The 20876-nt window shown below is 60.0% G+C and carries 31 protein-coding genes; 1 reads left to right on the top strand and 30 read right to left on the bottom strand.

All coding sequences use genetic code 11. From position 1 onward, the window contains the following. Positions 1-66 precede the first annotated feature (66 nt). The 29 genes from rpsM to AB8A23_RS16915 form a co-directional block, all read right to left on the bottom strand. Positions 67-435: a 30S ribosomal protein S13 gene (gene rpsM, locus AB8A23_RS17055; protein WP_068731455.1), complete on the bottom strand. Its 369-nt coding sequence runs from the start codon at positions 433-435 to the stop codon at positions 67-69. Between the two features lie 179 nt (positions 436-614). Beyond that, a complete protein-coding gene (locus AB8A23_RS17050; protein WP_439058846.1) occupies positions 615-1544 on the bottom strand; it encodes an adenylate kinase in 930 nt (309 codons plus the stop codon). Then, entirely contained in the window at positions 1541-2872 is a 1332-nt protein-coding gene (gene secY / locus AB8A23_RS17045; RefSeq protein WP_089268179.1) for a preprotein translocase subunit SecY, read from the bottom strand. Before secY ends, AB8A23_RS17050 begins: the two co-directional genes overlap by 4 nt. A gap of 150 nt (positions 2873-3022) precedes the next feature. Next, positions 3023-3508, bottom strand: coding sequence for a 50S ribosomal protein L15 (gene rplO / locus AB8A23_RS17040; RefSeq protein WP_068731461.1), 486 nt, complete (start codon positions 3506-3508; stop codon positions 3023-3025). Positions 3509-3623: 115 nt separating this feature from the next. Then, positions 3624-3818, bottom strand: a complete 195-nt coding sequence (gene rpmD / locus AB8A23_RS17035) for a 50S ribosomal protein L30 (protein WP_068731463.1) — start codon at positions 3816-3818, stop codon at positions 3624-3626. An 80-nt stretch (positions 3819-3898) separates the two neighbouring features. Beyond that, the gene (rpsE, locus tag AB8A23_RS17030; RefSeq protein ID WP_068731465.1) at positions 3899-4471 is read right to left on the bottom strand and encodes a 30S ribosomal protein S5; all 573 of its coding nucleotides are present in this window, start codon (positions 4469-4471) and stop codon (positions 3899-3901) included. Between the two features lie 87 nt (positions 4472-4558). Next, on the bottom strand, positions 4559-4921 hold the full coding sequence (rplR, locus tag AB8A23_RS17025; RefSeq protein ID WP_068731467.1) for a 50S ribosomal protein L18: 363 nt from the start codon (positions 4919-4921) through the stop codon (positions 4559-4561). 11 nt (positions 4922-4932) lie between these two features. Further along, positions 4933-5466, bottom strand: coding sequence for a 50S ribosomal protein L6 (rplF, locus tag AB8A23_RS17020; protein ID WP_089268177.1), 534 nt, complete (start codon positions 5464-5466; stop codon positions 4933-4935). Positions 5467-5479: 13 nt separating this feature from the next. Next, entirely contained in the window at positions 5480-5878 is a 399-nt protein-coding gene (gene rpsH, locus AB8A23_RS17015) for a 30S ribosomal protein S8 (RefSeq protein ID WP_089268176.1), read from the bottom strand. A 12-nt stretch (positions 5879-5890) separates the two neighbouring features. After that, positions 5891-6196, bottom strand: coding sequence for a 30S ribosomal protein S14 (gene rpsN / locus AB8A23_RS17010; RefSeq protein WP_089268175.1), 306 nt, complete (start codon positions 6194-6196; stop codon positions 5891-5893). 43 nt (positions 6197-6239) lie between these two features. After that, entirely contained in the window at positions 6240-6800 is a 561-nt protein-coding gene (gene rplE, locus AB8A23_RS17005) for a 50S ribosomal protein L5 (protein ID WP_120291946.1), read from the bottom strand. Next, on the bottom strand, positions 6793-7107 hold the full coding sequence (rplX, locus tag AB8A23_RS17000; RefSeq protein WP_068731477.1) for a 50S ribosomal protein L24: 315 nt from the start codon (positions 7105-7107) through the stop codon (positions 6793-6795). The genes rplE and rplX overlap by 8 nt, the downstream gene beginning before the upstream one ends. Continuing rightward, entirely contained in the window at positions 7107-7475 is a 369-nt protein-coding gene (rplN, locus tag AB8A23_RS16995) for a 50S ribosomal protein L14 (RefSeq protein ID WP_068731479.1), read from the bottom strand. The genes rplX and rplN overlap by 1 nt, the downstream gene beginning before the upstream one ends. A 41-nt stretch (positions 7476-7516) precedes the next feature. Then, entirely contained in the window at positions 7517-7765 is a 249-nt protein-coding gene (gene rpsQ, locus AB8A23_RS16990) for a 30S ribosomal protein S17 (protein ID WP_089268173.1), read from the bottom strand. 10 nt (positions 7766-7775) lie between these two features. Beyond that, the gene (gene rpmC, locus AB8A23_RS16985) at positions 7776-7985 is read right to left on the bottom strand and encodes a 50S ribosomal protein L29 (protein WP_089268172.1); all 210 of its coding nucleotides are present in this window, start codon (positions 7983-7985) and stop codon (positions 7776-7778) included. A 4-nt stretch (positions 7986-7989) separates the two neighbouring features. Continuing rightward, positions 7990-8403 (bottom strand): 50S ribosomal protein L16, encoded by a 414-nt coding sequence (gene rplP / locus AB8A23_RS16980; protein WP_089268171.1) that lies wholly within the window; start codon positions 8401-8403, stop codon positions 7990-7992. A 32-nt stretch (positions 8404-8435) separates the two neighbouring features. Then, the gene (gene rpsC / locus AB8A23_RS16975) at positions 8436-9134 is read right to left on the bottom strand and encodes a 30S ribosomal protein S3 (protein WP_068731624.1); all 699 of its coding nucleotides are present in this window, start codon (positions 9132-9134) and stop codon (positions 8436-8438) included. Positions 9135-9153: 19 nt separating this feature from the next. Next, positions 9154-9540 (bottom strand): 50S ribosomal protein L22, encoded by a 387-nt coding sequence (gene rplV / locus AB8A23_RS16970; protein WP_068731486.1) that lies wholly within the window; start codon positions 9538-9540, stop codon positions 9154-9156. Between the two features lie 10 nt (positions 9541-9550). Continuing rightward, positions 9551-9829 carry a 30S ribosomal protein S19 gene (rpsS, locus tag AB8A23_RS16965; protein WP_089268170.1) on the bottom strand — a complete coding sequence of 93 codons (279 nt, stop codon included), beginning with the start codon at positions 9827-9829 and terminating at the stop codon, positions 9551-9553. A gap of 12 nt (positions 9830-9841) precedes the next feature. After that, positions 9842-10675 (bottom strand): 50S ribosomal protein L2, encoded by an 834-nt coding sequence (gene rplB / locus AB8A23_RS16960; protein ID WP_068731490.1) that lies wholly within the window; start codon positions 10673-10675, stop codon positions 9842-9844. Positions 10676-10687: 12 nt separating this feature from the next. Then, positions 10688-10987, bottom strand: coding sequence for a 50S ribosomal protein L23 (locus AB8A23_RS16955; RefSeq protein ID WP_068731492.1), 300 nt, complete (start codon positions 10985-10987; stop codon positions 10688-10690). Continuing rightward, positions 10984-11604: a 50S ribosomal protein L4 gene (rplD, locus tag AB8A23_RS16950; protein ID WP_120291944.1), complete on the bottom strand. Its 621-nt coding sequence runs from the start codon at positions 11602-11604 to the stop codon at positions 10984-10986. The genes AB8A23_RS16955 and rplD overlap by 4 nt, the downstream gene beginning before the upstream one ends. A 1-nt stretch (position 11605) precedes the next feature. Next, positions 11606-12331, bottom strand: coding sequence for a 50S ribosomal protein L3 (rplC, locus tag AB8A23_RS16945; RefSeq protein WP_068731496.1), 726 nt, complete (start codon positions 12329-12331; stop codon positions 11606-11608). Positions 12332-12382: 51 nt separating this feature from the next. Further along, on the bottom strand, positions 12383-12691 hold the full coding sequence (gene rpsJ / locus AB8A23_RS16940; RefSeq protein WP_013166261.1) for a 30S ribosomal protein S10: 309 nt from the start codon (positions 12689-12691) through the stop codon (positions 12383-12385). A gap of 83 nt (positions 12692-12774) precedes the next feature. Further along, complete coding sequence (gene tuf, locus AB8A23_RS16935; RefSeq protein ID WP_184517871.1) at positions 12775-13965, bottom strand: elongation factor Tu; 1191 nt, start codon at positions 13963-13965, stop codon at positions 12775-12777. Between the two features lie 39 nt (positions 13966-14004). Then, positions 14005-16077 carry an elongation factor G gene (gene fusA / locus AB8A23_RS16930; protein WP_089268268.1) on the bottom strand — a complete coding sequence of 691 codons (2073 nt, stop codon included), beginning with the start codon at positions 16075-16077 and terminating at the stop codon, positions 14005-14007. Positions 16078-16108: 31 nt separating this feature from the next. After that, positions 16109-16579, bottom strand: a complete 471-nt coding sequence (gene rpsG / locus AB8A23_RS16925) for a 30S ribosomal protein S7 (protein WP_068731502.1) — start codon at positions 16577-16579, stop codon at positions 16109-16111. Between the two features lie 15 nt (positions 16580-16594). Then, positions 16595-16966, bottom strand: coding sequence for a 30S ribosomal protein S12 (gene rpsL, locus AB8A23_RS16920; protein WP_068731626.1), 372 nt, complete (start codon positions 16964-16966; stop codon positions 16595-16597). A 734-nt stretch (positions 16967-17700) separates the two neighbouring features. Next, positions 17701-18099 (bottom strand): RidA family protein, encoded by a 399-nt coding sequence (locus AB8A23_RS16915; RefSeq protein WP_175365590.1) that lies wholly within the window; start codon positions 18097-18099, stop codon positions 17701-17703. A 135-nt stretch (positions 18100-18234) separates the two neighbouring features. Here AB8A23_RS16915 and AB8A23_RS16910 point away from each other — a divergent pair, with 135 nt between their 5' ends. Further along, positions 18235-18807, top strand: a complete 573-nt coding sequence (locus tag AB8A23_RS16910; protein ID WP_439058852.1) for a TetR/AcrR family transcriptional regulator — start codon at positions 18235-18237, stop codon at positions 18805-18807. A 25-nt stretch (positions 18808-18832) separates the two neighbouring features. Here the strand turns inward: AB8A23_RS16910 and AB8A23_RS16905 are convergent, their stop codons facing one another. Continuing rightward, positions 18833-20860, bottom strand: coding sequence for an ABC transporter ATP-binding protein (locus AB8A23_RS16905; RefSeq protein ID WP_439058854.1), 2028 nt, complete (start codon positions 20858-20860; stop codon positions 18833-18835). Between the last annotated feature and the right edge of the window lie 16 nt (positions 20861-20876).

Genomic DNA, 20876 nt, shown 5'->3' with positions numbered 1-20876 from the left:
GGCTACACCAAAAAATAATTGCAGAAGCGGATGATCATCCGCTTCCGCAAACTCGTATTCGAAAGCTTACTTCTTCTTGCCGGCGATCGACTTGGCCGGACCCTTGCGGGTGCGCGCATTGGTATGCGTGCGCTGGCCACGAACCGGCAGACCGCGACGATGACGCAGGCCGCGATAGCAGCCGAGGTCCATCAGACGCTTGATGTTCATGCCCGTCTCGCGACGAAGATCGCCCTCGACCAGATAGTCGCGGTCGATGACTTCGCGGATCTGCAGAACTTCCGCGTCGCTGAGCTGATTGACGCGGCGTTCAGGAGTGATCTTCACCTTCTCGATGATATCGGCGGCGTTCTTCTGGCCGATGCCATGAATGTACTGCAGCGCGATCAGCACGCGCTTGTTGGTCGGGATGTTTACACCGGCGATACGGGCCACAACTTCTCTCCTGTCACCAGTCCATCACGAACCGGCATTATCATCATTTGTCGGGCGGGTATTCACAAACGCGAACACGACGCCCGTCCCCTGGATTTCAGTGGGGCCCGGCATCGTTGGAATCTTCCGACTGGATGAGGGCCTTATTAAAGTATTCGACTTCGTTTCGTCAACCTGCTCTAGCGTTTGACGCGCTTTTTGCCGGCTTTCTTGGCCACTTTACCGGCCTTCTTGGCCGGCTTTTTGGCCGACTTGCTGGTTTTGGCCTTCGAAGCCGATTTTACAGCCTTTTTGGCTGCTTTTACCGCCTTTTTGACCGTTTTCTTGACAGTCTTCTTTACGGCTTTCTTGGCCGCCTTTGCCTTCTTGGCGACCTTTACCGGCGCCTTCTTGGCCTTCTTGACTGCCTTCGTAGCTTTTTTGGCCGATTTGGCCGCTTTCTTGGCCGGAGCAGATCCACGCTTGGCGGCAGCGGCCTTCTTGGCGGGCTTGCGAGCCGACTTCTTCGCCGACTCATCGGCGGCGAGAATCGCTGCCAGCACGCGGTTGATTTCAGCCGTCACCTCTTCGATGGTCATCATGCCATCGATGGTCACCAACTTCCGCTTCTCCGAATAATAATGCACCAGCGGCTCGGTCGAGGTGCGGTAGCTCGCCAAACGCTTCGACAGCACTTCCGGCGTATCATCGATGCGCACGGTCTCGCCGCGCTCCATCATCTGCGCGACCCGGGCTTCGACACGCTGCAACAGCGCGCTTTCATTGACGCGGAGCTCAACGGCAGCATCGAGATGAAGCCCCTTGGACTTCAGCAGTGCATCCAAGGCTTCAGCCTGCGGCACGGTGCGCGGAAAGCCGTCGAGGATGAAGCCGTTGGCGGCATCCGGCAGCTCGATGCGATCCGAGATGATCCCGATCACAATATCGTCGGGCACCAGGCCGCCAGCGGCCATGATGTCCTTGGCCTTGAGGCCAACTTCGGTCTCGGCGGCCACGGCAGCACGCAGCATGTCACCGGTGGACAGCTGAACGATGTTGTGACGTTCGACAAGACGATGTGCCTGAGTTCCCTTGCCCGCCCCCGGCGGCCCGAGAAGAATCAACCTCATTTGCGCCGGCCCCTCAGCTTCGACTTGCGGATCAAACCTTCATACTGGTGCGCCAGCAGATAGCCCTGCACCTGCGCCACAGTGTCCATGGTGACACTGACCACGATCAGCAGCGACGTGCCGCCGAAGTAGAAAGGCACCGAGGCGTAGGAAATCAGGATCTCGGGGATCAAGCAGACCACGGCGAGATAGGCAGCGCCGAGTACAGTGATGCGCGAGAGCACATAGTCGATGTATTCCGCGGTCCGCTCACCCGGGCGAATGCCTGGGATGAAGCCACCATGCTTCTTCAGATTGTCGGCAGTCTCGGTCGGGTTGAACACGATCGCCGTATAGAAGAACGCGAAGAACACGATCAGCGACACATACATGATCAGGAACAGCGGACGACCATGGCTTAGCTGCGTGGTCAGCCACTGGAACCATTCCGGCCCCTTCCCTGCGTTGAAGCTCGCGATGGTCGCTGGCAGCAACAGCAGCGATGACGCGAAGATCGGCGGGATCACACCCGAGGTGTTGAGCTTCAGCGGCAGATGCGAGGACTGGCCCTCGAACATCTTGTTGCCGACCTGGCGCTTCGGATACTGGATCAGCAGGCGGCGCTGGGCGCGCTCCATGAACACGATGAAGGCGATCACGACCACGGCCATCACGATGACGACCAGGATCAGACCGGTCGACAGTGCGCCCTGACGACCCAGTTCGAGCATATTGGCGATCGCCGACGGGAGCTCCGCCACGATGCCGGCCAAAATGATCAGCGAGATGCCGTTGCCGATGCCGCGCGAGGTGATCTGCTCACCCAGCCACATCAGGAACATCGTGCCGCCGGTCAGCGTGACCGAGGTCGAGATCAGGAAGAACATGCCGGGTTCGCTGACGACATTGCCTGCGCCCTGCAGACCCGCCGCAATGGCATAGGACTGGAATGCAGCGAGGATGACAGTCAGGTAACGGGTATACTGGTTCAGCGTCTTGCGGCCCGCCTCGCCCTCTTTCTTGAGAGCTTCGAGCTGGGGCGACACGGTGGTCAGCAGCTGAATGATAATCGATGCCGAAATATACGGCATGATGTTCAGCGCAAAAATCGCCATGCGGTTGATGCCGCCGCCCGCGAACATGTTGAACATGCCGAGGATGCCGCCGGCCTGCTGCTTGAACACCTGTTCCCACGCGGCCGGATCGATGCCGGGCAGCGGAATATAGGTGCCGAGCCGATAAACAAGCAGCGCACCCAGTGTGAACCAGATGCGCTTCTTCAGTTCATCGGCCTTGCCGAGGGCCGAAAAGTTGAGGTTTGCTGCTAATTGCTCTGCTGCAGAGACCATGTTTGGCTTTCTCCCGCGCCCCTTTCGCCATCATGCCCCGAAAGAGCGGGGCATGCAGCGGAGGCCGGACATTATTTGGTGCTCGGCATTGATAAAATCTACTGCCACATCACGCAAGGCCGCCCACAGACGCAGGCGATGCCGCAGATGTTACGCAGCTTCGCCGTCGGCCTTCTTCGGCGCGATGATCTTCACCGAACCGCCGGCCTTCTCGATGGCTTCGATCGCCGTCTTGGTGGCGCCGTGCACTTCGATGTTGATCTTGGCCTTGATCTCGCCACGGCCGAGAACACGCACACCAGCCTTCGAGCGGCGCAGAACGCCAGCCTTCACCAGCGATTCAGCGTTGATCACGGCCTTGATGTCGATGGTCTTCGCATCGATCGCGTCCTGGAGGCGATCCAGGTTGATCTCGGCGTAATCTAGACGGAAGATGTTGTTGAAGCCGCGCTTCGGCAGACGACGATGCAACGGCATCTGGCCGCCCTCGAAGCCCTTGATGCGGACGCCGGAACGCGCGGTCTGGCCCTTGCCGCCGCGGCCCGCGGTCTTGCCCTTGCCGGAGCCGATGCCACGGCCGACGCGCATACGCTTCTTACGGGAGCCGGCGTTATCGGCGATATCGCTGAGCTTCATCGTTCTTTTCCCTGTTTCGCCCTGTCTTCCCGAGGCTTACCGGCAGATCCGGACCTCGAAGGTCAACAGTGTCATCCCTGCGGCAACCTGGCGGCCGCAGTGAGACGACGTGAACTTACTTATCCTCGACCACGCGGACGAGGTGCTGCACTTTGGTGATCATGCCGCGAACTTCAGGAGTGTCCTGCAATTCGCTGACGCGACCGATCTTGTTGAGCTTGAGGCCGATCAGCGTAGAACGCTGCGAGTGGTGCCGGCGAATTGCGCTGGCGACCTGCTCGACCTTGATCATCTTTGCGGCCTTGGCCATCGTGATAACTCCAAAAAGTCTTTTTAGAGGGCATGATCCTTATCAGAAAAGCGGAGATCCACTTTTCCGAATCATGCCTGTTATTCGGCAACCAGCTCGGCGTCACCGCCAACGCGGCGCGACTGCAGGGTGGACACCTTGATGTTGCGGCGAGCAGCAACCGAACGCGGCGAATCCTGATGCTTCAGCGCGTCGAAAGTGGCGCGAACCATGTTGTAGGGATTCGACGAACCGATCGACTTGGCCACCACGTCCTGGATACCCAGCGTTTCGAACACAGCGCGCATCGGACCGCCGGCGATGATGCCGGTACCAGCCGGAGCGGCACGCAGATACACGCGACCCGCGCCATGACGGCCAGCGATGTCGTGATGCAGCGTGCGACCTTCGCGCAGAGCGACGCGCGTCAGGTTGCGCTTGGCCGACTCGGTTGCCTTGCGGATTGCTTCCGGAACTTCACGGGCCTTACCGTGACCGAACCCGACCCTGCCCTTCTGATCGCCAATGACGACCAGAGCTGCAAAGCCGAAGCGCTTACCGCCCTTGACGACCTTCGCCACACGATTGATGTGGACGAGCTTGTCGACGAACTCACTATCACGCTCTTCCCGGGGGCCCCGGTCGCGTCCGCCGCGTTCGCGTTCACCTGCCATGGTGTTTTCCAATCCTTGCGAAGCTTTCGCTTCTAACCCTGTGTCCGTTCAAATCTGCAACTTGCAAATCAACGAAAGTGAAATCGCTTAGAAGCTGAGCCCGCCTTCGCGAGCTGCATCTGCCAGCGCCTTGACGCGGCCGTGGTACAGATACTGACCACGGTCGAACACCACTTCCTTGACGCCATTCTTGACCGCGCGCTCTGCCAGCAGCTTGCCGACAGCCTGCGCCGCATCGACGTCCGCACCGGTCTTGCCGGTTTCGCGCATCGCCTTCTCGAGCGACGACGCGGAAGCGAGCGTCTCGCCCTTCAGGTCGTCGATGACCTGCGCGTAGATGTGCTTCGACGAGCGGAAGATCGACAGGCGCGGACGGCCATTGGCAGTCCGGCGGAGCGAGAGCCGCACGCGTTGCTTGCGCCGGGCATTCGTAATCTTGAGTTTCGACATGACCGGCTCCGTTACTTCTTCTTGCCTTCCTTGCGGAAGATAAACTCGTCGGAATAACGTACGCCCTTGCCCTTATAGGGCTCTGGCGGACGATAGCTGCGGATCTCCGCTGCTACCTGACCGACGCGCTGCGAGTCGTTGCCGGCGACGTTGATCTCGGTCGGCTTCGGCACCGTGATGGTGATGCCTTCCGGGATCGCGTAGACGACATCGTGGCTGTAACCGAGCGCCAGCTGCAGGTTCTTGCCCTGCAGGGCCGCACGATAACCGACGCCGGTGATCTCGAGCTTCTTCTCGAAACCCTTGGTAACGCCTTCGAGCAGATTCGCGATCTGCGCGCGAGCGGTACCGTACAGTGCACGGGCGCGATTGGTTTCGACGCGAGGAGCAACCTTGATTGCGCCCTCTTCCATCTTCACCACCACGTCGTCGTGCACGACGAACTGAAGAGCGCCCTTGGGGCCCTTCATCTTGACGGTCTGGCCTTCGACGGACGCGGTAACTCCCGCGGTCACCGCCACTGGCTTCTTGCCAACTCGTGACATGACTGATCCTTCCTCAGAACACCGTGAAGAGAACTTCACCGCCCACATTCGCGTCGCGCGCGTCGTGGTCGGCCATAATTCCCTTGGGCGTCGACAAAACGGAGATACCGAGGCCGTTCTTCACGCGCGGCAGGTTCTTCACCGAGACGTAAACGCGACGTCCTGGCTTCGAAACACGCTCGATTTCGCGGATGACCGGTTCGCCATCGAAATACTTGAGTTCAATCTCGAGTTCCGAACGGCCCGACGAATGCTCGACGCTGGCGAAGCCACGGATGTAGCCTTCGTTCTTCAGCACTTCGAGCACGTTGGCGCGCATCTTGGAGCCCGGGGTCGAAACCTTGGACTTGGTACGCATCTGCGCATTGCGGATACGGGTGATGAGATCGCTGATTGGATCGTGGGTCGACATGTTCCGCCCCCCTTACCAGCTGGACTTCACGAGCCCGGGAACCAGGCCCTTCGAGCCCAATTCACGCAGCGCGATACGGCTGAGCTTGTTGATACGATAGACCGAATGCGGACGACCGGTGATTTCGCAACGGTTCATGATCCGAACGGGCGATGAATTGCGCGGAAGCTCGGCGAGCTTCAGCGTTGCGGCGAACCGCTCTTCCATCGGCTTGGTCTTGTCGGCGATGATGGCCTTGAGACGCGCGCGCTTCGGCGCAGCGTTCGCGGACATCTTCTTCCGACGGTTGTTCTTCTCGATCGAACTCTTCTTTGCCATGCTTGGCTCCTGGGTTACCGCGTTTGAGAAGCTTTTCAGCTACTCACTGCCGGAACGGGAAATTGAAAGCGGTCAACAAAGCGCGGGCCTCGTCGTCGGTGCGCGCAGTGGTGCACACCGTGATGTCCATGCCCAGCGGCGTATCCCCGGCCTTGTCGAAATCGATTTCCGGGAAAATGATGTGCTCTTTGAGACCGAGCGAGTAGTTGCCACGGCCGTCGAAGCTCTTGGCGTTCAGGCCACGGAAATCTCGCACGCGCGGCAGAGCGACGTTCACCAGACGATCAATGAACTCGTACATCTTCGTCTTGCGGAGAGTCACCTTGGCGCCGATCGGCTGGTTTTCACGCAGCTTGAAGGTCGCGATAGCAACGCGCGAATAGGTCACGATGGCCTTCTGACCGGCGATCAGCGACAGGTCGCTGGCAGCGGTTTCGGCCTTCTTGCGGTCGTTCACAGCTTCGCCAACGCCCATGTTCAGGACGATCTTGTCGAGGCGCGGAACCTGCATGACGTTTTCGTAGCCGAACTGTTCAGTCAACTTGGCACGAATGGACTTATCATATTCGACGCGCAGGCGCGGAATGTAGACGGTCTCAGACATCGATCTCTGCTCCCGAACGCTTGGCGATACGCACCTTGGTGCCATCAGCCTGGATCTTGAAACCAACGCGAGTCGGCTTGCCGTCCTTGCCGACGATCGCGATGTTGGACAGTTGGATCGGCGCCTCTTTCGAGATGATGCCGCCTTCCTGTGCCTGGGTCTGCTTCTGGTGACGCTTGACCAGGTTGACGCCGCGAACCAGCGCCTTGCCCTCGGTCGGGCGCACTTCAAACACTTCGCCGGTACGGCCCTTGTCGCGACCGTTCAGCACGATGACCTTGTCACCCTTGCGAATTTTGGCAGCCATTACAGCACCTCCGGCGCAAGCGAGATGATCTTCATGTGGTTCTTGGCGCGCAGCTCACGCGGCACGGGCCCGAAGATACGGGTACCGATCGGCTCGGACTGATTGTTGATCAGCACGGCAGCGTTGCGATCGAAGCGGATGACAGAGCCATCCGGGCGGCGAATGTCCTTGCGGACGCGCACGACGACCGCCTTCATGACGTCGCCCTTCTTCACCTTCCCACGTGGGATGGCTTCCTTGATCGATACGACAATTACGTCGCCAACGGATGCATAACGGCGCTTGGATCCACCAATCACCTTAATGCACATGACACGGCGTGCGCCTGAATTATCGGCCACGTCGAGGTTGGTCTGCATCTGAATCATTGATGCACCTCGTCCTCTGTTTATGCGCTAATGCGCGATTTTTAGGCAGTCTTCTTCTGTTCGCCCCGGACAACCGTCCAGTGCTTCAGCTTCGACATCGGCTTGCTCTCTTCGATCCACACCATGTCGCCCGGCTTGAACTCGTTGTTCTCGTCGTGGGCATGGTAGTTTTTCGAACGGCGAATGGTCTTCTTGTAGATCGGGTGCGTAAAGCGACGGTCAACGCGAACAACAACCGTCTTGGCTTGCTTGTCGCTGACGACCACGCCCTGCAGAGTACGTTTCGGCATGTTCGGCCCCTTACTTCGACTTACCGTCGCGCTTCTGCGCGGCGATGGTCTTGATTCGTGCAATATCACGACGCGCCTCACGAAGGCGAGAGGTGTTTTCCAGCTGCCCGGTGGCGCGCTGGAAGCGCAGGTTGAAACGCTCCTTCTTCAGATTGAGGACGGCGTCGTCCATCTGATCGGGGCTCATTGCGCGGATATCGCTGGTTTTCATTTCGGCCATGGCTCTACTCCGCAATGCGCGTAACGAAACGCGTCTTGATCGGCAGCTTGGCGGCAGCGAGGGTCATCGCTTCCTTGGCAATCTGCGTGGTGACACCGTCGATCTCGAAGATCACTCGGCCTGGCTTGACGCGCGCAACCCACAGTTCCGGGGTACCCTTGCCGGAGCCCATTCGGACTTCAGCGGGCTTCTTCGAAACCGGAAGATCCGGGAACACACGGATCCAGACGCGGCCGGCACGCTTCATGTGACGGGTCAGCGCGCGACGGGCAGCTTCGATCTGACGCGCGGTCAGACGTTCCGGCGCCATTGCCTTCAGGCCGAACTGACCGAAAGCCAGCGTGGCGCCCGAAGTCGCAACGCCGTGGATCCGGCCCTTATGCGCCTTCCGGAACTTGGTCTTCTTTGGTTGCATCATGGCTTACGCCCTCAAACCTTCTAATTAAACGCTCAAGCAGCGTCGCGACGCGGCCGGGAATTGTCACCCTCGGCCATGCGCTTGTCCTGAGCCATCGGATCGTGCTCGAGGATTTCGCCCTTGAAGATCCAGACCTTGACGCCGCAGGTGCCGAACGTCGTGAACGCGGTGGCTACGCCGTAATCGATATCCGCACGCAGCGTGTGCAGCGGCACGCGACCTTCGCGATACCATTCCATACGCGCGATTTCCGCACCGCCCAGACGACCCGAGCAGTTGATACGAATGCCTTCGGCGCCGAGACGCATGGCCGACTGCACTGCCCGCTTCATCGCACGGCGGAACGCAACGCGGCGCTCGAGCTGCTGTGCGATCGACTCGGCGACCAGGGTCGCATCGAGCTCCGGCTTGCGGATTTCGACGATGTTGATCACCACGTCCGACGATGTGATGTCGGCAACCTTCTTGCGAAGCTTGTCGATGTCGGCGCCCTTCTTGCCGATGACAACACCCGGACGAGCCGACTGAATGGTCACGCGGCACTTCTTGTGCGGGCGCTCGATGATGATCTTGGCGACGGCAGCCTGCTTGAGCTCCTTATGCAGGATCTCGCGGATCTTGACGTCTTCGTGCAACAACTTGCCGTATTCGTTCTTGCCGGCATACCAACGTGAATCCCACGTACGGTTGATGCCAAGACGCAGACCGATTGGATTGATCTTCTGACCCATCTTATTCTCCTGCGCCTGCTTACGCTGCTGCTTCTGCTTCGACCTGACGAACGACAATCGTCAGCTGCGCAAACGGTTTAAAGATACGGCCCGAACGGCCACGGCCGCGCGGACTGAAACGCTTCATCACGATGCCCTTGCCGACATGCGCCTCGGAGACGATCAGTGCGTCAACGTCGAGGTCATGGTTGTTCTCGGCATTGGCGATCGCCGATTCCAGGCACTTCTTCACGTCGACCGCGATCCGCTTGCGCGAGAACTGCAGGTCGGCGAGCGCAGCCGAGGCCTTGCGGCCGCGGATCATCTGCGCAACCAGGTTCAGCTTCTGCGGGCTCACGCGCAACATGCGGGCGATCGCCTTGGCCTCGTTATCCGGGAGGCTCCGTTCGCGCTTTGGCTTGCTCATGACTTAGTCCTCAGCCCTTCTTGGCTTTCTTGTCGCCGGCGTGGCCATGGAAGGTACGGGTCGGCGAGAACTCGCCGAACTTGTGACCAACCATTTCCTCGTTCACAGCGACAGGTACATGCTTCTGGCCGTTGTAAACGCCGAAGGTGAGACCCACGAACTGCGGCAAGATCGTCGAGCGACGGCTCCAGATCTTGATCACATCATGACGACCAGACGAACGAGCGGCATCTGCCTTCTTGAGCAGCGAACCCTCGACGAACGGGCCTTTCCAGACTGAACGAACCATGTCCGGCGATCCTTACTTCTTCCGCTTGTGGCGGCTGATGAGAATGAACTTGTTGGTCGACTTGTTCGACCGGGTCTTCTTGCCCTTGGTCGGCTTGCCCCAGGGCGTAACCGGGTGACGACCACCCGAGGTACGACCTTCACCACCACCGTGCGGATGGTCGATCGGGTTCATGACGACGCCGCGGTTATGCGGACGCCAGCCGAGCCAGCGGGTACGACCGGCCTTGCCGATCGAGATGTTCATGTGATCCGGGTTCGACACAGCGCCGATGGTGGCGGTGCAACGACCGTGAACCAGGCGCTGTTCGCCCGAGTTCAGACGGATGATCACGTAATCATGGTCACGACCGACGAGCTGGGCGTAGGTGCCGGCGGAACGAGCGATCTGGCCGCCCTTCCCGATCTTCATCTCGACGTTGTGGATGATCGTACCGATCGGCATGTTGCCGAGCGGCATGACATTGCCCGGCTTCACGTCGACATAGCTGCCGGCGATGACGGTATCGCCAACGGCCAGACGCTGCGGCGCCAGGATATAAGCCTGCTCGCCATCGGTGTACTTGATCAGCGCGATGAACGCGGTGCGGTTCGGATCGTATTCCAGACGCTCGACCACGGCCGGAACGTCGACCTTGGAACGCTTGAAGTCGACGATACGATAGGACTTCTTGTGGCCACCGCCACGGAAGCGCACCGTGATGCGACCGGTGTTGTTACGACCGCCAGCCGAGTGCTTGCCTTCGGTCAGAGCCTTGACAGGCTTGCCCTTGTACAGCGCGGAACGATCCACCATGACCAGCTGACGCTGGCCGGGTGTCGTTGGGTTGAATGTCTTAAGTGCCATCGTTGATCGCCCTTACAGTCCGGTCGTAACGTCGATGCGGTGGCCCTCTTCGAGGGTCACGATCGCACGCTTGACGTTCGACTGTGAACCGAGGTTGCCACGGAAGATCTTCGTCTTGCCCTTGCGAACCAGCGTGTTCACGCTCTTTACCTTGACGTCGAACAACTTTTCGACGGCTTCCTTGATCTGCGGCTTGGTGGCCTTGCCGTCGACCTTGAAAACAACCTTGTTGAATTCAGAAGCGACAGTGGCCTTTTCCGTCACCACAGGGGCGACGATCACGTCGTAATGGCGCGGGTCGATGTTCTTCATTTGAAGCGCGCCTCCAACGCATCAAGCGCCGCCTTGGTCAGAACCAGCTTCTGACGACGCAGAATGTCATAGACGTTGATGCCCTGGATCGGCAGCACGTCGATGTTCGGAATGTTACGGGCCGCCTGAGCGAAACCGACATGAACCTCGGCGCCGTCGATGATCAGCGCATTGGTCAGGCCGAGACCCGAGAAGTGACCGAGCAGAGCCTTGGTCTTGGCGGCTTCCAGGTTGGCGTTCTCGATCACGATCAAGCCGCCGTCCTTGGCCTTCGCCGACAGAGCATGCTTCAGCGCGAGTGCACGGACCTTCTTCGGCAGATCGAACGCATGGGAGCGAACGACCGGACCGAAGGCACGACCGCCGCCGCGGAACTGCGGAACGCGAGCCGAACCGTGACGAGCACCGCCGGTGCCCTTCTGCTTGTACATCTTCTTGCCGGTGCGCCAGATTTCGGCGCGGCCCTTGGCCTTGTGGTTGCCCGACTGGCGCTTTGCGAGCTGCCAGTTGACGCAACGCTGGATGATGTCGGCGCGCGGATCGAGACCGAAGATGGCATCCGACAGCTCGATCGAGCCGGCGTCCTTGCCCTCAAGCGTGGTGACGTTCAGTTTCATCTCACGCTCCTTCCTGCTCAGCCGCAGGTGCTTCAACGGTCGCACCCTCTCCTGCCAGCTTGAACTTGCCGGGCTTCGGCGCGTCCTTCGGCAGAGCCTTCTTCACCGCATCGCGAACCGAAATCCAGCCGCCCTTGGAGCCGGGAACGGCGCCTTCAACGAGGATCAGGCCGCGCTCGACATCAAGCTGCACGACGCGCAGGTTGAGCGTGGTGATACGATCGACACCCATGTGACCGGGCATCTTCTTGTTCTTGAAGGTCTTGCCGGGATCCTGACGACCACCGGTCGAACCGATCGAACGATGCGAAACCGACACACCGTGCGTGGCGCGAAGACCGCCGAAATTCCAGCGCTTCATACCACCGGCGAAGCCCTTACCGACCGAGGTGCCGGTGACATCGACGAACTGGCCAACCACGAAGTGGTCTGCCTGGATCTCGGCGCCGACCGGGATCAGCGCGTCTTCCGACACGCGGAATTCCGCGACCTTCCGCTTGGGTTCAACCTTGGCGACCGCGAACTGGCCGCGTTCAGCCTTGGGCAAATACACGGTCTTGCGCGAGCCCGATCCGAGCTGCAGCGCGACGTAACCGTTCTTCTCGCTGGTGAGGTGGCCAACCACCTGGCAGTTACCCAGCTTGAGCACGGTCACAGGGATATGTTCACCGGCGTCTGTGAAGACCCGGGTCATCCCGACCTTTTGTGCGATCACTCCGGAGCGCATCGGCGTGCTTCCTGTTCTTTCTGTCCGTTTGACCGGACGGGACCTAAATACTTAGAGCTTGATCTCGACGTCGACACCGGCGGCCAGGTCGAGCTTCATCAAAGCATCGACTGTCTGCGGGGTCGGATCGACGATATCGAGAAGACGCTTATGAGTGCGCATCTCGAACTGCTCGCGGCTCTTCTTGTCGACGTGCGGCGAACGGTTGACCGTGAACTTCTCGATGCGCGTCGGCAGCGGGATGGGTCCACGGACCTGTGCACCCGTGCGCTTCGCGGTGCTTACGATCTCACGGGTCGATGCATCGAGGATACGATGATCGAACGCCTTGAGACGAATGCGGATATTCTGGCCGTTCATTGCCGTGTCTTTCTTTGAAAGCGAATGGTTGTTGCGAGTAGCGAGTAGCGAGACCCGCTACTCACGACTTCCTGTTCGCGTCCTTACTCGATGATGCTAGCGACGACGCCTGCACCGACGGTGCGGCCGCCTTCACGGATGGCGAAGCGCAGCTTCTCTTCCATCGCGATCGGCACGATCAGGTGCACTTCCATCGCGATGTTGTCGCCCGGCATCACCATTTCGGTGCCTTCCGGCAGATGCACAACACCGGTCACGTCGGTGGTGCGGAAGTAGAACTGCGGACGGTAGTTGGTGAAGAACGGCGTGTGACGGCCACCCTCTTCCTTGGTCAGAATGTAAGCCTCGGCCTTGAACTTGGTATGCGGCTTCACCGAACCCGGCTTGCACAGCACCTGGCCGCGCTCGACGTCTTCACGCTTGGTGCCGCGCAGCAGCGCGCCGATGTTGTCGCCGGCCTGGCCCTGATCCAAGAGCTTGCGGAACATTTCAACGCCGGTGCAGATCGTCTTCTGCGTGGCGCGGATGCCGACGATTTCGATTTCCTCGCCGACCTTGACGATGCCGCGCTCGACGCGGCCGGTCACGACCGTACCACGGCCCGAGATCGAGAACACGTCTTCCACCGGCATCAGGAACGGCTGGTCAACCGGACGCTCCGGCTGCGGGATGTAGCTGTCGACGTTCTTCATCAGTTCGAGAATGGCGTCGTGGCCGAGCTTCTGGTCCGAGTTTTCGAGAGCGGCCAGCGCCGAGCCCTTGATGATCGGAATGTCATCGCCCGGGAAGTCGTACTTCGAGAGCAGTTCGCGCACTTCCATTTCCACGAGCTCGAGCAGCTCCGGATCGTCGACCATGTCGCACTTGTTCAGGAACACGACCAGCGCGGGAACGCCGACCTGGCGGGCGAGCAGGATGTGCTCGCGGGTCTGCGGCATCGGGCCGTCAGCGGCCGACACGACCAGGATGCCACCGTCCATCTGCGCGGCGCCGGTGATCATGTTCTTCACATAGTCGGCGTGGCCGGGGCAGTCGACGTGGGCGTAGTGGCGGTTGGCGGTCTCGTATTCGACGTGCGCCGTCGAAATGGTAATGCCACGGGCCTTCTCTTCCGGCGCCTTGTCGATCTGGTCGTAAGCGGTGAACGTGGCACCGCCCGTCTCTGCCAGCACCTTCGTGATCGCCGCCGTCAGCGACGTCTTGCCGTGGTCAACGTGACCGATCGTACCAATATTGCAGTGCGGCTTGTTACGTTCAAATTTTGCTTTGGCCATGACTCTCTCCGTTTAGTCGTCAACTGTCGCTAACGACAATCAGGCAAACTTCTTCTGGACTTCTGCCGACACATTGGCCGGCGCTTCCGCGTAGTGATCGAATGACATCGAGAACGTTGCACGACCCTGGCTCATCGAGCGCAGCGTGTTCACGTAACCGAACATGTTCATGAGCGGCACCATCGCGTTGATGACGTTGGCGTTGCCGCGCATGTCCTGACCCTGGATCTGACCGCGCCGCGAGTTCAAGTCGCCGATGACCGAACCGGTGTAGTCTTCCGGGGTCACGCATTCGACCTTCATGATCGGCTCGAGCAGAACGGACTTGCCCTTCTGCAGCGCGTCGCGGAGTGCCGCGCGCGAAGCAATTTCGAAGGCCAGTGCCGACGAGTCGACGTCGTGATAGGCGCCGTCAACCAGCTGGACATGAACGTCGACCACGGGGAAGCCCGCGACCACGCCCGAGGTCATGACGCTGTTGAGACCCTTTTCGACGCCTGGGATGTATTCCTTCGGAACCGAACCACCGACGACCTTGGATTCGAACACGAAGCCCGAACCCGGCTCGCCCGGCTCGACCACGAACTTGACGCGGGCGAACTGGCCAGTACCACCGGTCTGCTTCTTATGGGTGTAGTCGACCTCAGCGCGCTTCGTGATCTTCTCACGGAACGCCACCTGCGGTGCGCCGATATTCGCATCGACCTTGTAGGTACGGCGCAGAATGTCGACCTTGATGTCGAGATGGAGTTCGCCCATGCCCTTCAGGATGGTCTGGCCGGACTCGTGGTCGGTCGACACGCGGAACGACGGATCTTCTGCAGCGAGCTTCGCCAGAGCGACGCCCAGCTTTTCCTGGTCGGCCTTGGACTTCGGCTCGATCGCGATTTCGATCACCGGCTCCGGGAATTCCATGCGCTCGAGAATGACCTGCTTGTCCGGATCGCAAAGCGTGTCACCGGTGCGGGCTTCCTTGAGGCCAGCCAGAGCGACGATGTCGCCGGCAAAGGCTTCCTTGATGTCTTCGCGGTTGTTCGCATGCATCAGCAGCATGCGGCCGATACGTTCTTTCTTCTCACGGGTCGAGTTCACGACACCGGTGCCGCTCTGCAGAACACCCGAATAGATGCGGCAGAACGTGATGGTGCCGACGAACGGATCGTCCATGATCTTGAATGCGAGCAGAGCCAGCGGCTCCTTATCGTCCGCCTTGCGGAGGATCTCGTTGCCGTCTTCGTCCGTGCCCTTGATGGCAGGAACGTCAACCGGCGACGGCAGATAATCGACAACCGCGTCGAGCAGAGGCTGCACGCCCTTGTTCTTGAAGGCCGAGCCGCAGAGAACCGGGTAGAACGCGCCAGTCAGCACGGCCTTACGGATCAGACGCTTGAGGGTCGCCTCGTCCGGCTCGGTGCCGTCGAGGTAAGCAGTCATCGCCTCATCGTCGAGTTCGACGGCGGCTTCGAGCAGCTTCTCGCGATATTCCTTGGCCTTCTCGACCAGGTCAGCCGGAATGTCGACGGTCTCGTACTTCGCGCCGAGGGCCTCGTTGTTCCAGATATAGGCCTTCATGATCACGAGATCGACCATGCCGACGAAGTCGTTCTCAGCGCCGATCGGCAGCTGGATCGCAACGGGCTTCGCGCCGAGACGGTCGATGATGTCCTGCAGGCACTTGTAGAAGTCAGCGCCGGTCTTATCCATCTTGTTCGCGAAAACGATCCGCGGAACCTTGTACTTGTCGCCCTGACGCCAGACGGTTTCGGTCTGCGGCTCGACGCCCTGGTTGGAGTCGAGAACGCACACGGCGCCGTCGAGCACGCGCAACGAACGCTCGACTTCAATCGTGAAGTCGACGTGGCCGGGGGTGTCGATGATGTTCAGGCGATGGCCGTTCCAGAATGCAGTGGTGGCAGCGGACGTGATGGTGATGCCACGCTCCTGCTCCTGCTCCATCCAATCCATCGTCGCGGCACCTTCGTGCACTTCGCCGATTTTGTGGCTCTTGCCAGTGTAATAGAGGATGCGCTCGGTCGTTGTCGTCTTACCGGCATCGATATGCGCCATGATACCGAAGTTACGGTAGTCCTCAATGGCATGTACGCGAGGCATGGGATGTTCCTTAAATTCCGGAGTTTCGCCGTTACCAGCGATAATGCGAGAATGCACGGTTGGCTTCCGCCATCTTGTGCACGTCTTCCCGCTTCTTCACGGCGTTACCACGGTTGTTCGACGCATCGAGCAGCTCAGCCGAAAGACGCTCGGTCATGGTCTTCTCGTTGCGAGCGCGCGCAGCGGTGATCAGCCAGCGAATGCCCAGCGCCTGGCGCCGAATGCTGCGGACTTCAACCGGCACCTGATAGGTGGCACCACCGACGCGACGCGAACGAACTTCGATCGTCGGCATCACATTTTCCAGAGCCTGCTCGAACACGCCGAGCGGACCCTGCTTGGTCTTCGCTTCGATCATTTCGAAAGCACCGTAAACGATGGTTTCGGCGGCAGACTTCTTGCCGTCATACATGATCGAATTCATGAACTTGGTGACGATGACGTTCCCGAACTTCGGATCCGGGTTAACTTCACGCTTTTCAGCTGAATGGCGACGAGACATCGATCAGACCCCGGCTTACTTCGGACGCTTCGCGCCGTACTTCGAACGACGCTGCTTACGGTTCTTGACGCCCTGGGTATCCAGCACGCCGCGGAGAATGTGGTAACGCACGCCGGGCAAATCCTTGACGCGACCGCCGCGGATCATGACCACGGAGTGCTCCTGAAGGTTATGACCTTCACCCGGAATGTAACCGATGACTTCGAAGCCATTGGTCAGACGCACCTTGGCAACCTTACGAAGCGCCGAGTTCGGCTTCTTCGGAGTCGTCGTGTAGACGCGCGTGCAAACGCCGCGCTTCTGCGGCGACTGCTGCAGCGCAGGAACCTTCTTGCGCGACTTCTGAATTGCGCGCGGAGTAGCGATCAGCTGGTTGATCGTCGGCATGTCAGCCTTCACCCTTTAGTTCGCTCGAAGCCGTAACGGCTTCCTCAAAATCACTCGGAGCAACCTGCCCCACGGTTCGCATCACGTGAAAAGCTTCACGCAAAACGAAATCACGCCAACCATTCATTGCTGAACGGAAAGCGCTTAACGCCACAGAGGACCGCGATCATGACCGCCAGACTTACGTCTTTAGGTCTGCACCGAGGTCATGCATTCGAATTTAATCTCAAGAGAGAAGTCTCTCAGGAGACAAACGTCGTTTTGGCATTGCCTTGATATAGCGACAGCGTTTGAGCTTCTTGGTCGAGGTTGGTGCCCGATTAACTCCGAAAAGCCGATTGGGTGATCCGTTCCGACACTGGCGAAGCTCACCGCCTGTCGTTGAATGGCCGGGTTGTATCCGCAGGGGATACCCAAGTCAACAACAAAGCGCGATGAAAGAAACGCTTCTCGCACTGCATCTTCTAGCATGTGGATCATGACAGAACATACGCGATTTCGACGCCCGCCATGTCATCCACGAAAGAATCTGCGACTCGGATTCGTTGCAGTTTGATGAAAGAGAATCGCCTGGGTTGCGGAATTTTTGCGCCCTGCCCCGCCGACTCGCATCCGACGCAAGCCGTATCGCGTCCCGAATCGGCACACCGGGCAGCGCCGATCAGCAGCAAATATTACCGGAGCGTCGAGTGGAGCGGTACGCCGCCGCTCATTCGACGCCCACGGTCGGCCAATCAGGCGGATGCAGGGAGGCGTGCGATGACCTTGATCTCGAAATCGAAGCCCGCGAGCCAGTTGACCCCGACCGCGGTCCAGTTCGGGTAAGGCGGTTCACCGATCACGGCCAATCGGACGGCATTGACCGCCGCGAACTGGGTGGCCGGGTCGGTGTGGAAGGTGGTGACGTCGACCACGTCGTCGAATGTGCAACCTGCAGCCTTCAGCACGGCCGCGAGGTTATCGAATGCCAGCTGGACCTGCTTTTCGAAGACCGGCTCCGGCGAGCCGTCTTCCCGGCTGCCAACCTGGCCGGAGACAAACAAGAGGTCGCCCGATCGTATCGCCGCCGAATACCGGTTGATCTCGTAAAGCGCCTGCCGGCCGGCCGGGAAAATCGCGTCGCGTTTGGTCATGGTGTCAGTCCTTGTTCAGAGATTATATACGCCCCGTATGTCAGCATAATCTGACATACGCCACGTATGTCAATACACATACAGCGCGTATGTTATTTTGCGGAGATGACAGTGGTCGCGAGACGACGAGCGGAAATGGTGGAGGAAACCCGGGCCAAACTCATCCGGGCAGCCAGGACGGCTTTCGCCGCCAAAGGCTATGCTGCGGCATCGATGGACGATCTGACCGCCGAAGCCGGCCTGACGCGCGGCGCGCTCTATCACAACTTCGGCGACAAAAAGGGTTTGCTGCAGGCCGTCATCGACCAGATCGACGCGGAAATGTTGGCGCGCATGCGCGCTGCCCGCGGTCAGGCGGACACCGCATGGGACGGGTTTCTCAACGAGGGCGTCGCCTATATCGAAATGTCCCTCGAGCCGGAGATCCAGCGCATCATGCTGCTGGATGGCCCCGCCGTGCTCGGCGATCCCTCGCAATGGCCGAACCAGACGGCGTGTCTGCGCACGACAACACAGGCGATTCAACGGCTGATCGACGATGGAACGGTCAAGCCTGTCGATGCCGAAGCAGCGGCCCGCCTGATCAATGGCGCGGCGCTCAACGCCGCCCTCTGGATCGCTGCCGCGGATGATCCCCACGCGGTCCTTACGAAAGCTGTCGAGGTTTTCCGCCAGCTCGCGGCGGGCTTGCTGCGAATGGCGGGATGACCGCCTCACACATCTTCAGATGCGCTCACTCGTCGTCATCCTCGTCATCATCATCGTCGTTAGCAGATGACCTGTGCCGCTGGTCGTCCCAGAGCTGGCGATAGGTACCGTTCAGCGCCAGCAGCTCCTTGTGCGAGCCGCGCTCGATCGCCTTGCCGCCATTGATGACGATGATTTCGTCCATATCCACCACGGCGGCCAGCCGGTGCGTCGACGAAATCAGGGTACGGCCCTTGGCGAGTTTGAACAGCGTCTTGTTGAGCGCCGCCTCGGTTGTCTGGTCGAGGGCCGATGTCGCCTCATCCAGCAGGAGCACCGACGGATTGCGGACGACGGCCCGCGCGATCGCAATGCGCTGGCGTTGGCCGCCGGATAGCGTATCGCCGCGCTCGCCAACCTGGGTGTCGTATTTGTCCGGAAGGCTCATGATGTAGCGATGGATCTCGGCCTTGCGCGCCGCCTGCTCGACTTCCTCGTCGGTGGCGCCTTCCTTGCCGAGCCGGATGTTCTCGCGGATCGACATGTTGAACAGCATGTTCTCCTGGAACACCACGGCCATGTGTCCGCGTAGGGACTCGCGCGTGATCTTGCGGATATCGACGCCGTCAATGGTCACCCTGCCCTCGTCAGGCATATAGAGCCGCAGGATCAGGTTCAGCAACGTGCTCTTGCCGGAACCGGACGGACCGACAATGGCGACGGTCTTACCGACATTGATCTTGAGGCTGAGATTGTCGAGCACCGGCTGCTGGCTGTTCTCATACTTGAACGAGACGCGATCGAACGTGATGTCGTTGACGATGCGCGGCAGCTCCGGTGAGCCGGGCTTGTCGGCACCGCGGGTGGGCTCATCGAGCATCTCCTCCATGTGCCGCACGGCCGCGGCCGCCTGGATCGACACCGGGATGAAATGCATGACATGGGCGATGTTGTAGGACACCTCCCAGAACGCGCTTTCGAAGGTGACGAAGGTACCGACAGTGATCTGCCCCTTGGTGGCGAGATAGGCGCCGATCGCCAGAACCACCAAATGCAGCAGCAATACCGAGACGGTGACCGAGCGCTCGACCATGGTCGACAGGAAGGTCGCCGCCGCGATCCTGTCGCGCGTTTCGTTGTTGCGCAGCCGGAACCAGCCCATGGTACGGCGCTGCAGGCTGAAGGCCTTGATCACCGCCTGTGCCGCGATGTTCTCCTGCACCATGCCGAGCACTGAAGCTTCGCTGAGCTTCTGGTCGTAATTGGCCTGCACGGCCTTCGGCGTCAGGATGCGCGGGCCGATCAGTGTGATCGGGAAAATCAATAGCGCGACAGCGGCAAGCTGCCAGTTCAGATACAGCATCAGCCCGATGCCGGCGATCAGTTCGAGGAACGGCAGCAATGCGCTGTTGGCGAAACTCTTGATGGCCGTCTCGAAAGACGACAGATCGATCGAGAAGCGGGACAGTATCTCGCCGCGCTTGGTGCGGGCGAAATAGGCCGACGGCAGATCCTGCACGTGATCGAACAGGCGCGAGCGGACGTCCGCGATGATCGAGGCTGCCAGTTTGGCGTCCCAACGCTCATACCAGATCGCAACGATCGACGTGACAATGCCGGCGACGGCCAGCACCGACAGGATCTTGAACAGCGCGTCGAAATCTTCCTCGCCGAGCGCGTCGTCGATCAGATATTTGAGGCTGAGCGGCATGATGACGTTGAACAGCGTCTCGACCAGAACGCCGAAGCCAACGAAGCCAAGCAGCTTGCGGTACTTGCCGAGCAATGGCCGCGTGAAACGATAGACCGTTCCGAATGCGCCGGCGGCCTCGCGCGCGGTGAAGACGACGAGTTCCTCGTCATCATCGTCATCGAGCTCGTCGTCTTCATCCTCGTCGTCATCATCGACGGCAGGCTTGGCTTTTGCCGTCTTCTCGACAGCCGGCGGTTTCGTGCTGGGAACCGAAGCAGCGGCGGCGCCAACCGGGAGCGCAAACTTGTCATCGAGCGGCGTGGCCGGCTCGGCCGCGTTCTTGTCGTCAGATGGAGGTTTGGGAGGTGGCTTCGACGCCATGGAACGAACCGTTGCT

Source organism: Tardiphaga sp. 619_E2_N8_4 (genome assembly GCF_051810905.1).
Taxonomy (GTDB): Bacteria; Pseudomonadota; Alphaproteobacteria; order Rhizobiales; family Xanthobacteraceae; genus Tardiphaga; species Tardiphaga robiniae.
The sequence above is the reverse complement of the archived record's forward strand: the minus strand, read 5'-3'. Positions and strand labels throughout refer to the sequence as shown.